Origin of the sequence: Actinomyces sp. oral taxon 448 str. F0400 (assembly GCF_000220835.1) — a bacterium.
Taxonomy (GTDB): domain Bacteria; phylum Actinomycetota; class Actinomycetes; order Actinomycetales; family Actinomycetaceae; genus Actinomyces.
Map to the genome: position 1 here is coordinate 958,895 of NZ_GL985606.1, position 15,216 is coordinate 974,110.

Consider the following 15,216-nt stretch of genomic DNA (forward strand, 5'->3'; position numbering starts at 1 on the left):
GGACGGGGGCGGCTGCGGGCCCGCACGGGCCGCCGGGCGTAGTGTCGGGGCCGCCGGGGAGCGGAACGACGAACCCGAGCGGGCCCCCGCCGGTCCGCGCGTCGTCGAGCCGACCGTCCCAGTCTCGGCGGCCCCGTCCGTCGGCGATGCCGAGCCCGCGCCCGCACCGATGCACCCGACACGACCGGAGAGATGATGCCCGCATCCAGCCCCCCCGCCCGCCCTCGCGTCTCGGACTCCGTGCGCGCGCTGTCCGCGGCGCAGAAGTCCAACGCGGGCGCCCCGCTCTACTCGCGCATCATCAACCGTCCCGTCGGGCGGGTGCTGGCCGCGCTCGCCCATCGCGTCGGCCTGACGCCCGACCAGGTGACGGGTCTGTCGGCCTGCTGCACCTACCTGGGGATCGTGCTCATCGCCGTCTGGGCACCCTCGGCGTGGGCCGCAGTTCTCACCTCCCTGCTGCTCATGCTCGGCTACGCCCTCGACTCGGCCGACGGCCAGCTCGCCCGGCTGCGCCACGGCGGCTCCGCAGCGGGGGAGTGGCTCGATCATGTCGCCGACGTCATCAAGCTCTCCACCATCCACGCGGCGATCGCCATCAGCCTCTTCCGCTTCTGCATGGACGCCCTGCCGACGGCGGCGCTGCTCGTGCCGCTGGCCTTCGGGGCGGTGCAGAGCATCCACTTCTTCAGCTACATCCTCACCTACCAGCTGCGCTACCACGGCGGCACGCCGCTGGCCCGAGGCGAGGGCAGGCCCGGACTGGCCAAATCGGTGCTCTCCGCGCCGACCGATTACGGGCTCATGTGCTTCGTCCTCATGCTGCGCTTCGCGCCCGTGGCGTTCGTGTGGGTCTACGGCGTCATGCTGGTCGGCTACACCGTCTACGTCGTCCTGGCGCTGCCCAAGTGGTATCTCGAGTTGCGCGACGCCTGAGCGCCTTCGGGCTCACGCGTCGGCCAGCATGCCGTCGACGACCTCGGCCATGGCCGCCCGGTACCGCTCGACCCCGAAGCGCTCGGCGGCCTCCTGCCGGCCAGCGCGGGCCAGGGAGTGGGCTCGCGGGGGGTCGGCCGCCAGGCTGAGCAGCGCGTCGGCGAGCATCCGCGGCGAGCCGGGCTCCACCAGCAGCCCGGTGACCCCGTCGGTGACGACCTCGGCCAGCCCCTGCACCCGGGAGGCGACCAGCGGTCGGGCGGCGTGCATGGCCTCGACCGCCGTGTTGCCGAAGGGCTCGACTCGGGAGGGAACGACGACGGCGTCGGCCTCGTCGAGCACCGGCCAGGTCGGGTGCACGTAGCCGAGCAGCTCCACGTGCCCGGCCAGGTCGGGCCGCTCGGCGCGTTCGCGCAGCTCGGCCTCGTACCACTCATAGCCGGGGAAGACCGTGCCGCACACGCTCAGCGAGGCGTTCAGCCCGTCGGCGCGCAGGTGCCCCAGCGCATCCAGGGCGACGTCGACCCCCTTGCGCGGGGAGAGCCTGCCCACCATGGCGACGCGGAAGGTGGCGTGCGGGGTGCGCTCGCGCAGCGGCGTCGGCTCGGTCTGCGGGCCCGGAACGCCGTTGTGAACCACTCGGGTGCGCCGCTCCAGCAGCGGCTGGGCGCGCACGAGGGCGTCGCGGGCGGCCCGGGAGTTGACCACGACGCGGGAGGCGGCCAGCAGCGGGGCGTTGAGCCCGGCGCGCACCAGCAGGTTCTGGGTGTCCTCGGCCTCGTGGACGTGCGCGAGCACCGGCACCCCGGCGGCACGCCCCGCGGGAGCCCACCACGGCAGGGTCACGGTGTTGACCAGCAGGAGGTCGGCGCCGTCGGCCCTGATCAGGGAGCGCAGCCGGGCGATCTCCCCGACGGCCCGCGCCGCCAGCCCGGCCAGTGAGCGGGGACTCAGCAGGGACTTGCGCAGCACGGTGAAGGGCACGACCGCCACCCGCGCGCCGAGGGCCTCCAGTTCGGGGACGAGCGGCCCGCTCGCGGGCAGGGCCGTGTTGACCCGGTGGCCGGCGTCGATCAGAGCCCGGATCGTCTCCAGCAGTTGACGGTCGGAGCCGTAGAGGTCGGGGGAGGGATGGGCTACCAGAATGGTTCTCGTCCGCCCGTTCATGCTCTCACTCCTGCGCGCCTGCCGCTGGGCCGGTGCCGGGACGGGCCCTGCGCAGCCAGGCGCCGGGCCAGTGCCTCGTAGCGGTCGGCGACCTCGTCCCAGTCGTAGAGGCGGGCGCGCTCCCGGCTGCGCCGCCCCCGCTCGATCTGGGCATCGGGGTCGGCCTCCGCGGAGGCGACCAGGGCGGCGACGTCGTCCGCGTCCGTCCAGTAGCGGCCGGCCCCGCCTAGGACCTCCCGGTTGAAGGATACGTCGAAGGCGTCGACGGCGGCTCCCGAGCCGAGGGCGCGCAGCAGCGAAGGATTCGTGCCGCCCACGGAGTGCCCGTGGTAGTAGACGAGAGCCCCGGTGTAGAGCTGGTCGAGCAGTTCCTGGTCCCACACCCCGCCCAGGAGGCGTACGCGGGCGTCGGCCAGCGAGGCGATCCGGCGGGTGTACTCGTCGGCGTAGGGGGCGGAGCCGACGACGACCAGAGGGAGGCGGGCCGGTGAGCGCGTGTAGCCGTCGACGATGACGTCGACGTGATTCTCGATCTCGAAGCGCGCCACCACCAAGTGGTATTCGCGCGCGCTCACGTCGAGCTCGCCCAGGCGGTCGGTGAGCGCCGCCACCTGCGGGGCGCCGTAGGCGATGAGCTCGGTGGGGGCCGAGAACTCCTGGGCGTAGTAGTCGGCGATGCCCCGGGCGTCGGCGATCAGGGCGTCGGAGAAGCGCACGGCGGCGGCCTCCGCCGCCCGGTAGTAGCGCTGACCGGTCGGGCCCCATTTGCCTCGCTTCCACTCCAGGCCGTCCACATGCGTGGCTACGGGGATCCGGGCGGCGCGCAGGGCGGGCAGGAAGAGGGAGTTTGCGGAGTTGAACACGAAGGCGACATCGGGGTGGATTCGGCTCAGCAGGTGGGTGATCGAGGCCCCGGTGTGGGACAGGGTCTCCAGACTGCGGCGCCGCATGGCGGGCAGCTCGACCACGCGCATGCCCCGGTACGTGCGGGGCAGGGGGGTGGAGGCATCGGGGTTGCGGGAGTAGACGAGCACGCGATGACCCCGGTCGGCCAGGCGGCGACCGACCTCCTCGATCGCGGTCTCGAAACCGCCGTAGCGAGCGGGCACGCCGCGCGTCCCGATCATCGCGATCCTCAGACTCTGGGGGTTGGGGGCGGTCACGATGCACCTTCCGGGATGGGCGACGGTCGGGGTGGCGCTGTCAGGCTATCGCGCGGAGGAGGTCCGGGGGCCTCACGACCGCGTTCCGGCGTACCCCGGTTGCGCTGCGCGCGGGCGCCCGGGGGCCTATCCTGCGTCAGTGACCAGACCCACGCGCCTCGCCGCTCTTTTCCTCCTCCCCGCTGCGCTGCTCGCGGGTTGCTCCCACTCGGGCACGCCTGCGGCCGATGAGACCGCCGACGCGGAGGAGTCCGTGAACTCGCCCGAACCCGTCGCGGGGACTCCGGATCCGACTGTCGTGCCTGATGTCACGGCGGCCCCCGCTCCGACGTCCACCGCCTCGGATCCGGCGGACGAGCAGACGGACGCGTCCGGCGAGCCGGAGGCGGACGACCAGCTCACCCCCCAGGGGCTCGATCAGCCCGCGGGTCTGGACGACGGTCTCGCCGTGCAGATCGGGGCGCTGCGGGCGACCGATCTGACGGCCGGTCCCGGCGAGATCGGGGGCGCGGGCATCATTGTTCCAGTGACTGTGGGAAATAACACAAATGAAGAGATGTCTCTGTCGGGTCTTGTGGTGAACGTCTCCTACGGAGCCGACGGCGTTCCCGCCTCCCCCGTCGAGTCCGCCTCCGATGCGCTACCTGCCTCGTTGTCGCCCGGGCAGGCGATTGTCGTTGAATACGCCTTCGTCGTCCCCGTCGACGAGCGGGGATCGGTCAGTGTCACCGTCGACCCGGGCGCCGACTCGCGGGCCGCTGTCTTCCAGGGGGAGGCCCCGACTTCCTGACTGCGCTCCGACGATCGTCGGACGCCACGCCGTCCATAAGTTCCACGCATACGGTCTCGATGATGTAACGTCTCCTCCATCCCGCGTCGCCCCCTACTACCTGGTGGAGGGCGACGCTTCCCAATAAGTACGCCCGCCGAACCCAGGTGGGCGTCGTAACTCGGACGGAGCCGCATCGTGCGTCGCCACTTGCCCTTGTCGCTACCAGCGTTCTTTTTGAGCATCTTTCTGCTCGTCGCCGGTCTGATTCCGGTAACGAGCGCCCGTGCCGATGATGCGGCGGCGGCTGATCCGCAGACGGTATCGGCCGACGCCCTGCCCACCGCCCAGATCAACGGCGTGGTGTGGGATCAGGCTGTCGTCGGCAACACGGTCTACGTCGCCGGGAGCTTCACGTCAGCCCGCCCCGCCGGCTCGGCGGCCGGCGAGAATGAGCAGTCCCGCTCCAATCTCATGGCCTATGACCTGACCACCGGCGATCTGCTGAGTTGGGCGCCGTCGGCCAATGGGGATGTGAACTCCATCGAGGCCTCTGCCGACGGCTCGACCCTGTACGTCGGAGGGAGCTTCACTCAGCTCAACGGCGCCAACGCCTACCGTGTCGGCGCTATTTCCGCGGCCGATGGCTCCAGCCGTTCACTGGGCCTGAAGACCAATGCCACGGTCAAGGCTGTGGCCCTCTCCGCCGACGGCTCGACTCTCTACATCGGCGGCTCCTTCACCGAGGCCAACTCGGCGGCCCGCTACCGCGTCGCCGCGTTCAACCTGAAGACGAACAAGCTGACGGACTTCGCGCCCCACGTCGACAACTTCTCGGTTCGGGCACTCACCGCCTCCCCGGACGGCAACGGTGTGGCGATCGGCGGCGCTTTCACGTCGGTCGACTCCTCGGACAACCCCGGCTACGGCTTGGCGATCCTGGAGAATGACGGCTCTTTGCGCAACAACGAGATCAACACGGTGGTGCGCAATGCCGACACCTACGGGGCCATCATGAGCCTGCGCTCCGACTCGAAGGGGGGTCTGTACGGCGTGGGGTTCTCCCAGTCGAGCCGTCAGGCCAATATCGAGGGGATGTTCCGGGCGGACTGGACCACCGGCAAGCTCTCCTTCCTGGCGGACTGTCACGGGGATTCCTATGACGTCCTGCCGGCCGGCGACGTCGTCTACGTCGCCAGCCACACCCACGACTGCTCCAACATCGGCGGGTTCCCGAACTCCACGACGGAGTACCACCACGGCGTCGCCTTCACGAACTACGCCACCGGGACGGTGGGTCCCAACACGGCTCGCTACTACGCCGACCACCAGGGCGAGCCGGCTCCCACCAACCTCAACTTCTACCCGGCCTTCACCACGGGTACGTACACCGGGGTGAATCAGGCCACGTGGACCGTTGAGGGCAATAGCGACTACGTCGCCTACGGCGGCGAGTTCACGGCCGTCAACGGCACCAGCCAGCAGGGTCTGGTGCGTTTCGCCCGTCGCGACATCGCTCCCAACAAGATGGGTCCGGAGAACAAGGGCGGTGCGTACAAGGTGACCGCCGACTCCGTCGACTCCGGTGTCGTGACGCTGTCCTTCCAGGCCAACTGGGATCGTGACGACAAGACCCTGACCTACAAGGTCTACCGCGACACCACCGACTCCCAGCCGGTGTCGACCCAGACGGTCACGGCGGGCTTCTGGGAGCTGCCTCAGCTCACCGCCACCGACACCGTCGATCCCGGCACCAGCCACAGGTATCGGGTCGTTGTGGAGGACAAGTGGGGAGCCTCGACCTACTCGGATTGGGTGAGCGTCACGGCGGCTGGACAGCTGGGTGACAAGGCTCCGCAGCAGAACCAGGATGGCCAGCAGGCTCAGGGCGACCAGGCCCAGGATGGCCAGCAGCAGGACCAGGCTCAGGCTCAGCAGGGTCAGGGTCAGGCTGGCCAGCAGGCTCAGGGCGACCAGGCCCAGGCTGGCCAGCAGCAGGGCCAGGGCCAGGCTCAGCCGGGCCAGGGCGACCAGGCCCAGGGCTGGGGCGATCAGAAGGCGGCCGAGGATCAGCAGGCCCAGGAGGACCAGCAGCAGAAGAAGGATGATCAGCAGGCTCAGGACGCCCAGCAGCAGAAGCCGGCCGTGAAGGCGGACGACGTCGCGGCGGGTCAGGCCATCTTTGAGGACTCCTTCGACCGCAGCACCACCGCGGGCTGGGGAACGGCCTCCACCGGCGGTGACTGGACTGTGGACTGGGGCCGCAACGCCTATTCCACCCTCGATTCCAAGGGCCGCGTTGCCCTCGCGGGCGCGCGCTCGTCCACGTCGATCCACTCCCCGGTCATCGACTCGACGGCCACCGAGTCCCAGGTCGACCTGTCCATGGACGCCCTGGCGGGCGGCAACGGGGCGTACATCACCTACGTCGGTCGCCAGACCGACTCGGGTCGCTACCAGACGGAGTTCCGTGTCGCCTCCGACGGGACTGTGACCATGACGGTGGCCAAGCGGGTCGACGGCACCGAGACCGTTCTCGGGACGGCTCCCGTGGGCACGTACAAGCCGGGCGAGGCCCTGCACCTGCGCCTCGCTCTGGACGGCGCCAATGCTTCCGCGTCGCAGATCAATGCGTCGACAGCCGTGCGCGCCCGCGCCTGGATCGGCGACACCGAGCCCAGCGCCTGGCAGGTGGACACGACCGATGACGACGCCGCTCTGGCGGCGCCCGGCTCAGTCGGCCTGATGACCTACGTGTCGGCCTCGGCCGGCGGCGAGACGGTCAACCTCGACGTCGACTCCGTGAAGGTCAACCGCCTGCACTGATCGCACTGGTCTCGCCAGTCCAGCAGATCGCATGAGATGGATCGCGCCGGAGCCCGCAACGGGCTCCGGCGCGATCCATCTCAGCGCCGTTCCGTCGCGCGAGATGCGTTGGGTGACCCCGGCCCGGGGCCGCCCCCGCCCGCGAATTCCGGGCCGGGATCTCAACGGGTCAGCGGCACTCCCTCGGCGGGCGGATCGCCGTGCTGACAGCGGCGCAGGAGCCGCAACCCGTCGCGAGTGCCGGCCCACGTCGCCCGCAGGGAGGAACGCGAGCCGAGCAGCTGGCGCCGTCCGCCGCGCAGGACGATCTCCCGGGCGGCTGCCGCTGACGTTGCGGCCCAGCGGCGCTGCTCGCTCCGCCCCAGTCGGAGGGCCGCGTACAGCAGCCGATTGCGCGCGTTGTAGTAGTAGTAGGTATCGGATTTGGCCCGGCCGGTGCCGGTGCCGTCCTGCGTACCGCCCTCATCGTGGACGGCGATCGCGTCGCGCACGAGCATGAGAGCCCCGCCGGCGTCGAGCACGCGGGCGCAGAAGTCGACGTCCTCCCAGTACAGGAAGTAGCGTTCGTCGAAGCCGCCGGTGGCCTCCAGCAGCCTCGTGGACAGCGCCAGGCAGGCGCCCGACAGCCACGGGCGGGTGCCGCCCGGCGGAATGGGGCGGGTCGAGCGCGGCGAGCGCATGGAGCCGTCCGCCAGACACACGACGGTGCGATCCGCCACAATCCGCCCCTCGGAGTTGGTCAGTACAGGAGCCACCAGGGTCAGCGGCTCGGCGCGTACCCGGCTGACGAGCCGGATGAGACTCTCCCGGGAGATGATCGCGTCGGGGTTGAGCAGAAGGAGGATCTCGGCGCCCTCGGTGCGCGCCCGCGCCGCGCCCAGGTTCATCCCGCCTCCGAAGCCCGTGTTGGTCTCCGGAAGCTCGACGAGCCAGCCGTGCTCGTCCGCCAGGGCGATCGTGGCCTCTCGCATCTCGGGGGTCGAGAAGCTGTCGACCACGACGATGCGAGCCTCGGGCACCTCCTGGGAGATCTGCGCCAGGTTGCTCTTCAGGAGTTCCGGTGAGCCGTAGCTGACGACGATGACGGCGGTGCGTTCCAGCAGACGGGAGGTCTCTCCGCCCGTTGCCGGTGTGGTGCTCGTGTGGTCACTGCCCATGACGGCCTCTTCCTGCAGTTACGGTCCCCGAGGTGGCTGGGACTGCGGCGCCCTGGAATAGTACCGTCGGGGCCCGACACGTATATTCGGAAGGGGAGGACGCGATGAGCGAGCAGCACGAGTCCGATGGCGTCGTCGGGCGGCGGGGGTCGGCGCCCGTGCCTCGCGGCCGGGCCGACACGCCCGACGCTCCGCACCTGACCGTGGCGGTACTCACCTACCGTCGCAACGCCTACCTCGCCGAGCTCCTGCCCGTTCTCCTGACTCAGGTCGACGGAGTCCGCGAGCGGGTCCGCCCCCGCGTCCTCGTCGTCGACAACGACCCGAGGGCGGGGGCGGCCGAGGTCGTGAGCGGTGCGGCCGGCGAACCGGGGAGGATCAGCCCGTCCTATGTCCATGAGGCGGAGCCCGGCATCGTCGCCGGCCGCAATCGCGCGCTGGCCGAGTGCGCGGATGAGGATCTGCTGGTCTTCATCGACGACGACGAGATGCCCCGCTCCGGCTGGCTGGCCGCCTTGCTGGCCGCCTGGCGCGAGCACGGATGTGCGGCGGTGACCGGCCCCACCCCGCCCGCCTATGAGAAGGTGCCCGACGACTGGGTGACGGCCAGTGGCGCCTTCGACTCCTGGCAGGCCGATGACGGCGCTCGCGTGACCAGTGCTGACACCGGCAACCTGCTGCTGGATCTGGCCGTCGTGCGCGGCCTGGGATTGCGCTTCGACCCCCGCTACGGGCTGACTGGAGGCGAGGACTCCCTGTTCACTCGCAGCCTGTCGCTGGCCGGGGCGACTATCCGATTCACGACCGGTGCCGTCGTCGACAAGCGGGTGGCGCCGGAGCGGGCCACCCGCGACTGGGTGCTGCGCCGTTCCTTCCGGGCGGGCTCCTCCTGGGCGCGCGTGCGCGTGGACACCAGCACGGGTTCGCGTCTGCCGGCGCGGCTGGGTTACGCCGCCAAGGGCCTGGCCCGGGCCGGACGCGACGCGGTGCGCGCCCAGGCGGCCCGCGGCCGCGGCGACACGGCCGCCCGCGCCGTCCATGAGGTGTCCTGCCGAGGAGGGCTGGGCATGGTCGTGGGGGCCTTCGGCGGGAGGGTCCTGGAGTACGGACGGAGCGCCTCGTGAGGGCGCCGGAGGGGCCGGGCGGGGGTGCGCGGGCAGCGACCGGGGTGACCATCGCGATCCCGACCTACCGGCGCCCCGACGCCGTCGTGCGCGCCGTGCGCGGCGCCCTGAGCCAGGCGACCGAGGTGTCGCGGGCGGGGCGGCGGGCCGGTGCGCCGGGCCCGGACGGCGATGGCGGCGGTCGGACCCACCCCGCGGCCGGCCGTGCCGGCCACGACGACCGCAGTGACATCGACGTGCTCGTCATCGACAACGACCCGGCGGCCTGCGCCGCTCCGGCCGTGCGCGCGCTGCGCACCCAGACGCCCGACGGGGTGGGGCTGCGCTACGTCGTCGAGGAGCGCCCCGGTGTGGCGGCGGTGCGCAACCGGGCTCTGGACGAGGCCGCCGGACGCGCTCTGCTGGTCTTCATCGACGACGACGAGGATCCCGCTCCCGGATGGCTCGCGGCGCTACTGGAGACCTTCGCCGCGACGACTCCCGCCGCCGTCGCGGGGCCCGTCGTCCCGGTCTACGAGGTCGAGCCCGACGCCTGGGTGCGTGCGGGAGCCTTCTTCGAGCGGCGCACGTGGCCCACTGGAACGGCGCGGCCCGTGGCGGCCACCAACAACCTTCTGCTCGATCTCGACTTCGTGCGGGCCCACGGTCTGCGCTTCGACGAGGCTTTCGGCGCCACGGGCGGGGAGGACACGCTGTTCACCCGGCGGATCGTGGCGGCGGGGGGCGTCATCCGGTGGTGCGACGGCGCGCGGGTGCGCGACCACGTGCCCGTCGACCGCCTGCACCGGTCCTGGATCCTGCAGCGTCAGCGCTCGCACGCGGCGACCGCTGTGCGCGTCGGGCTGGCCCTGGCGGGCCCGGGGGCCCACGCCGTCAAGCGCGTCAGAGCGCTGAGCGGCGGTCTCGCTCGCGTGCTGGTGGGTTCGGTGCGCATCGGCGTCGGCGCGCTCGGCGGGTCGCCGGTGCACCGGGCGCGGGGGGCGCGGCTGGTGGCCCGAGGGCAGGGGATGGCGGCGGCCTCTGTCGGGCGCGGGGTGCACTCGGAGTACGGCAGGTCGCAGTGAGCGCCGCCGGATCGTGCCCGGTCTCAACGCGACCGGCCGGGTACGGCCCGACCGGTCGCGGCGGAGGGTAGCCCCGCGGCCGCGACGAGCACCAGGTAGGACGGCAGTACGGACAGCGGGCCCACTGCCGCGTTCATGAGCACGAACAGCACCGTGAACAGCAGCCATGAGCGCAGGCGCGGTGTGCCCAGGTTCTCCCATAGGGCGCGCAGCGCCAGCCAGATCATGTAGGCCACCAGGGCGGCGCCGGGCAGCGACAGGGCGATCCAGGCGTCCACGAGCCCGGAGTGCAATTCGAAACCGTGTCCGAACATGTAGTTGCGGACGTAGCCGTTGTCCGGGTTGTAGTTCAGCGAGGCCATCCCCTGCATGGCGGTGCTCACGTCCTCGTAGCGGGGCTGCACCCCGGCGCCGTAGCCCCACGGCCGGTGGGTTATCAGGGCCCAGGAGGCGCCCAGTTCGGGGCGCGCCGCCAGGACCAGGTTGGTGGTGCCGTGCGCCTGGGCGCTTGTGCGCTGCTGGGCGTCCTGCCCCAGGTAGCCGGCCAGGGACGCGGCCACGATCACGACCACCGCCGCGCTCGCCAGCCCCGCCAGCAGCAGAATCTGGTGAGTGCGCAGACGCCCCGGCGACGGCTCGACGACGGTGAGCCCGGCGGAGACGATCTGCCAGATCAGGAGCGCCACGATGAGCATGAGCATGCCGGTGGTGGCGCGGGAGTCGTGGATTAGGTACAGGACGCCCAGCACCGTCGCCGCGACCAGCTGGGTGCCGCGCCCGTAGCGCTGCACCCCCGCCAGCACCACGATGCACACGGCGGCGCCCAGGCCGAATTTCCACGGGTTGTCCGAGGAACGCAGGAGGTGGAGGTTGCTCAGAATCATGCCCGCGCCCAGGGCGGCGGCGGCCCGCTCCAGTCCGAGGCGCTCGCGACTCCAGACGATGGCGGCGACGGCGGCCGGCATGCCCGCGGCCATGAGCAGCTGGGTGCGCTGGGCGGACGGGGTCACCTTGAAGTAGTCGCCCACCCCGAGGGAGAGCGCCAGACCGGTCGCGACGGCCAGGCCGCTCAGGACGAGGAGGAGCGAGAAGCGACGTGACCTGCGCACGGCTGTCCAAGTCATCGGCAGGGCCACGAGCGCCATGCAGTCGCCCAGGACGATCCCCCCGGCGAGCTCGGTGCGCCAGCCCACGAGCACGAGCAGGGCCGCGGCCAGAGGCGGCTCCCACGCCCAGCGCGGGTCGGCGCTCTCCGCTGCGACTTCCTCGGCCTCCACCAGCTCTGGATCGCCCGGGCCGCTGGACGCCGAAGCCGGCGCCGAGGCCCGGACGGTGACGGCCGTGGTGATGGCGGTGATGGCTCCGGCGGGGGAGTGGGGGCGGCCGGTCACGTCCGTCGTGACGCGGTCGGCGAATCCCCCGAACCGGTCGGGTTGAAGTCCAGCGGCGTGGCCCGGGTCTCGCCGCGCGGGGCGGATGGCCTGTAGGACGGCGGCGGGCCCATGACGGATCTGGAGGATCGGCGGGGGCCCCCGGTGCTCGCGTAGCTCGGCGCGCGCCCGACCTCCTTGTTCCCGACCCCCGCGTAGGTGGCGGTTCCCCCGGCCCGGGCCGGCTCCGGGACCTCGGCGTCCTCTCCGACGCCGTCCGGTGCGGAGCCCCCGCGGCCGATGAGCAGGGCGGTCACGACGCCCAGGACCGCGCCGACGATCGCCCCGATGAGGGCGTAGCGGGTGTGGGACGGCCCCGAGGGCGAGGTCGGCAACGAGGCGGCGTCGACGTCGGTCAGCGTCAGAGTGACGTCCTCCTGCTGCTGGACCGACATGTCACCGACGACATTGCGCAGGGCGGAGACCTCGGCCTGCGCAATGGCCTGCGCCTCCTGCGGGGACGATCCTCGCGCCGTCACCTCGACGATGAGGCTGTTCGTCTTGTTCGACAGCTCCACGGCGCCGGTGATCTTGTCCCGGTCGATCCCGGTGGACGCGGCGACCTGATCCACGACCGACCGGGATGTGCCGATCTCCACCACTGTGGGCATGATGGTCGTCGAAGAGGAGGAGATCGAGCGCGTTCCGCCCCCGCCGTCGGCCGCCACCAGGGCGCTCGTGTGGGAGGTGTAGACCGGCGTGCTCACCAGTGCGACGACGAACCCGATGATGGCGCCCACGACGATGTGCGCCAGTGCGAGCAGCGCGTGCCGACGCAGGGCTCCCACAATCTGGTCCGGCTCCATGCTGTGTCTCCTCGCCCTCGGCAGCTGGTCCGTCCCGGTCTCGCGTGAGCGCCTGCCGCATCGTCTCGATGGTGATCAGTCGCCCGGGACGAATACCCGGGACGAATGAGAGGCTACTCGACGACGTCCTCGTCCACCCACTCCAGGGTGCGTGTCACAGCCTTCCGCCAGTTGCGGAAGAGGCGCTCGCGCTCGTCATCGGCCATGGCGGGCTCCCAGCGGCGGCCCTCGGCCCAGTTGTCGACGACGTCGCGCGTGCCCGACCAGAAGCCCACCGCAATGCCCGCGGCATAGGCGGCGCCCAGCGCCGTCGTCTCGCTCACGTGCGGACGCACCACCGGCACGCCGATCTGATCGGCCTGGAACTGCATGAGCAGCTCGTCACGGGTCATGCCGCCGTCCACCTTAAGCTCCCGCAGGACGGTGCCCGAGGCCGCCGCGTCCAGGTTCATGGCCTGAAGCACCTCGCGGGTCTGGAAGGCGGTGGACTCCTCCACGGCGCGGGCGATGTGCCCCTTGTTGACATAGCGCGTCAGTCCCACCAGGGCACCGCGCGCGTCGGGGCGCCAGTACGGGGCGAAGAGCCCGGAGAAGGCGGGCACGAAGTAGGCTCCGCCGTTGTCGTCCACCGTGCGCGCCAGCGCCTGGACGTCCCGGGACTCGGCGATGATGCCCAGGTTGTCCCGCAACCACTGCACGAGCGAGCCGGCCACGGCGATCGAGCCCTCCAGGGCGTAGACCGGATCCTCGCCCTCGATCTGGTAGCACACGGTCGTCAGCAGACCGTTGGTGCTGCGCACCGGCGTCGTGCCGGTATTCATGAGCATGAAGCAGCCGGTGCCGTAGGTGTTCTTCGTCTGGCCCACCTCGAAGCAGGCCTGGCCGAAGGTCGCCGCCTGCTGGTCGCCCAGAATGCCGGCGATGGGGGTGTCGATGAGCAGGCCGTTCTTCCGCCCGTACCCGAAGACGCCCACGCTCGGCCTGATCCGGGGCAGCATGGAGACGGGGATCCCCATGTCGGCGCAGATCTCCTCGTTCCAGTCCAGGGTGTCGATGTTCATCAGCATCGTGCGACTGGCATTGGTGACATCGGTGGCGTGGACGCCGCCGTCGACCCCGCCGGTGAGGTTCCACAGGACCCAGGTGTCCATCGTGCCCGCCAGCAGGTCGCCGGCCTCGGCCCGCTCGCGGGCGCCCTCGACGTTCTCCAGCACCCAGGCGATCTTGGGGCCGGCGAAGTAGGTGGCCAGGCCCAGACCCACCCGGTCCTTGTAGCGGTCGTAGTCGGCGTCGCCCGCAGTGTCCGTGGCGGCGGCCGCCAGGCGGTCGCAGATCCTCTGGGTGCGGGTGTCCTGCCAGACGATGACGTTGTGGACGGGCTCGCCGGTGGTGCGGTCCCATACGACGGCGCTCTCGCGCTGGTTGGTGATGCCCACCGAGGCGATCTCGTGGCGGTTGACCTCGGCGGAGGCCAGAACGCCGGCGACGACGTCGCGCACGTTGCGCCAGATCTCCACGGCGTCGTGCTCGACCCACCCGGCGCGCGGGAAGATCTGCTCGTGCTCCTTCTGCTCGACCGCGACGATCTCGCCGTCGTGATTGAACAGGATGGCGCGGGAGGAGGTCGTGCCCTGGTCGATGGCCAGGACGTACCTCTGGTCGTCGTGCTCGGCGTCCTTCTTGCTCTTGCTGGTGTTCTTCTCGGTCACGAGGAGTCCTTTCGCGTCGTTGCGGATTGCGGTGCGTCGCCGGGGGACGGCGCGGGTGAATGCGGATGAGCGGTTGATGACGGGCCGGTCATGCCGACCGTATCGGTCGATTCGGCCGTGCCGGCCCGTCCGCTCAGTAGAGCCCGGCCATGCGGGGGACGAGCAGGCCCGCCGCGACCGCGCCGAGCAGGGGCCCGACGACGGGGACCCAGGCGTAGGTCCAGTCGGAGGAGCCCTTGCCCTTGATCGGCAGGAGGGCGTGGGCGATGGGGACCCAGGTCGCGGGCGGGGTTGATGGCGTAGCCGGTGGGCCCGCCCAGGCTCAGGCCGATGGCGACGATGACGAGGGCGACGGCGAGCGGGCCGAGCTGAGAGGGGGACTTGCCATTGATGAGCACCCAGGTGATGAGGGCGAACGTGCCGATCGCCTCGGTGACGACGTTCCAGCCGTAGGAGCGGATCCCCGGGGTGGTGGAGAAGCAGCCGAGCTTGTCCGCGGCGGGGGCCTCGGCGTCGAAGTGCCGCTTGTACGCCAGCCATGCGCCGACGGCCCCGACGATCCCACCGAGCATCTGCGCCACGATGTAGACGACGACGTTGACCGCTGTTGCGCTCACACCGGGCGCGAGGTCCTTGCCGGCCACGGCCAGGCCGACCGTCACCGCCGGATTGAGGTGCCCGCCGGTGGCGTAGGCGGCGTACACGCCCATGAACACCGCCAGGCCCCATCCGAAGGCGATGACGATCCAGCCCGAGGCCTTCGCCTTAGACCGCGGCAGGGTCACGGCGGCGCACACGCCGGCGCCGAAGAGGATGAGAATGGCGGTTCCGAAGAATTCGGACAGGAAGATCTGTCCCGTGGTGAGGGGCATCGTGGATCTCTTTCTCTACAGGTCTGCACAGGTTCTCGGCGCGGCTGTCCGCGCGGTCGGCGGCTCGGCCATCCACGCAGAGCCGTGCGGCGGACGGGGGGATGAGGGCGCGGCGGCCCGCGTCCTCGCGCTTCGGGGACGGGGCGGGTCGGACGGCCGCGGTCGCCTCACACGCGGCGGCTGAGGCGGGCGA

The 15,216-nt window shown here is 71.3% G+C and carries 12 protein-coding genes and 1 pseudogene; 6 read left to right on the forward strand and 7 right to left on the reverse strand.

Going from position 1 to position 15,216, the window contains the following annotated elements:
• A partial coding sequence (locus tag HMPREF9062_RS13205; RefSeq protein ID WP_216584403.1) for a hypothetical protein occupies nt 1-196 on the forward strand: 196 nt, incomplete at its 5' end.
• Nucleotides 193-936 (forward strand): CDP-alcohol phosphatidyltransferase family protein, encoded by a 744-nt coding sequence (locus HMPREF9062_RS04105; RefSeq protein WP_009748779.1) that lies wholly within the window; start codon nt 193-195, stop codon nt 934-936. The genes HMPREF9062_RS13205 and HMPREF9062_RS04105, both read left to right, overlap by 4 nt.
• Before the next feature lie 12 nt (nt 937-948).
• Here the strand turns inward: HMPREF9062_RS04105 and HMPREF9062_RS04110 are convergent, their stop codons facing one another.
• Together HMPREF9062_RS04110 and HMPREF9062_RS04115 are read right to left on the reverse strand one after the other, a co-directional pair.
• Nucleotides 949-2,103, reverse strand: a complete 1,155-nt coding sequence (locus HMPREF9062_RS04110; RefSeq protein WP_009748780.1) for a glycosyltransferase family 4 protein — start codon at nt 2,101-2,103, stop codon at nt 949-951.
• Nucleotides 2,100-3,266 carry a DUF1972 domain-containing protein gene (locus tag HMPREF9062_RS04115; protein WP_009748781.1) on the reverse strand — a complete coding sequence of 389 codons (1,167 nt, stop codon included), beginning with the start codon at nt 3,264-3,266 and terminating at the stop codon, nt 2,100-2,102. Before HMPREF9062_RS04115 ends, HMPREF9062_RS04110 begins: the two co-directional genes overlap by 4 nt.
• Before the next feature lie 139 nt (nt 3,267-3,405).
• Between HMPREF9062_RS04115 and HMPREF9062_RS04120 the strand changes: the two genes are divergently transcribed.
• A complete protein-coding gene (locus HMPREF9062_RS04120) occupies nt 3,406-4,056 on the forward strand; it encodes a hypothetical protein (protein WP_156789966.1) in 651 nt (216 codons plus the stop codon).
• Nucleotides 4,057-4,233: 177 nt separating this feature from the next.
• Complete coding sequence (locus tag HMPREF9062_RS13495) at nt 4,234-6,861, forward strand: hypothetical protein (RefSeq protein ID WP_034253726.1); 2,628 nt, start codon at nt 4,234-4,236, stop codon at nt 6,859-6,861.
• A 161-nt stretch (nt 6,862-7,022) separates the two neighbouring features.
• Here the strand turns inward: HMPREF9062_RS13495 and HMPREF9062_RS04130 are convergent, their stop codons facing one another.
• Nucleotides 7,023-8,018 carry a glycosyltransferase family 2 protein gene (locus HMPREF9062_RS04130; protein WP_009748784.1) on the reverse strand — a complete coding sequence of 332 codons (996 nt, stop codon included), beginning with the start codon at nt 8,016-8,018 and terminating at the stop codon, nt 7,023-7,025.
• 104 nt (nt 8,019-8,122) lie between these two features.
• Between HMPREF9062_RS04130 and HMPREF9062_RS04135 the strand changes: the two genes are divergently transcribed.
• Nucleotides 8,123-9,142 carry a glycosyltransferase family 2 protein gene (locus tag HMPREF9062_RS04135; protein ID WP_009748785.1) on the forward strand — a complete coding sequence of 340 codons (1,020 nt, stop codon included), beginning with the start codon at nt 8,123-8,125 and terminating at the stop codon, nt 9,140-9,142.
• Nucleotides 9,143-9,186: 44 nt separating this feature from the next.
• Nucleotides 9,187-10,206, forward strand: coding sequence for a glycosyltransferase family 2 protein (locus HMPREF9062_RS04140; protein ID WP_253270654.1), 1,020 nt, complete (start codon nt 9,187-9,189; stop codon nt 10,204-10,206).
• A gap of 23 nt (nt 10,207-10,229) precedes the next feature.
• On the opposite strand, the gene HMPREF9062_RS04145 is transcribed toward HMPREF9062_RS04140, so the two are convergent.
• From HMPREF9062_RS04145 to HMPREF9062_RS04160, 4 genes and pseudogenes are all read right to left on the reverse strand, one after another.
• Complete coding sequence (locus HMPREF9062_RS04145; protein ID WP_009748787.1) at nt 10,230-11,597, reverse strand: hypothetical protein; 1,368 nt, start codon at nt 11,595-11,597, stop codon at nt 10,230-10,232.
• On the reverse strand, nt 11,594-12,442 hold the full coding sequence (locus HMPREF9062_RS04150; RefSeq protein WP_009748788.1) for a YveK family protein: 849 nt from the start codon (nt 12,440-12,442) through the stop codon (nt 11,594-11,596). Before HMPREF9062_RS04150 ends, HMPREF9062_RS04145 begins: the two co-directional genes overlap by 4 nt.
• A 113-nt stretch (nt 12,443-12,555) precedes the next feature.
• Nucleotides 12,556-14,151, reverse strand: a complete 1,596-nt coding sequence (gene glpK, locus HMPREF9062_RS04155) for a glycerol kinase GlpK (protein ID WP_009748789.1) — start codon at nt 14,149-14,151, stop codon at nt 12,556-12,558.
• 133 nt (nt 14,152-14,284) lie between these two features.
• Nucleotides 14,285-15,023 (reverse strand): annotated as a pseudogene (locus HMPREF9062_RS04160) (MIP/aquaporin family protein).
• Nucleotides 15,024-15,216: the final 193 nt, after the last annotated feature.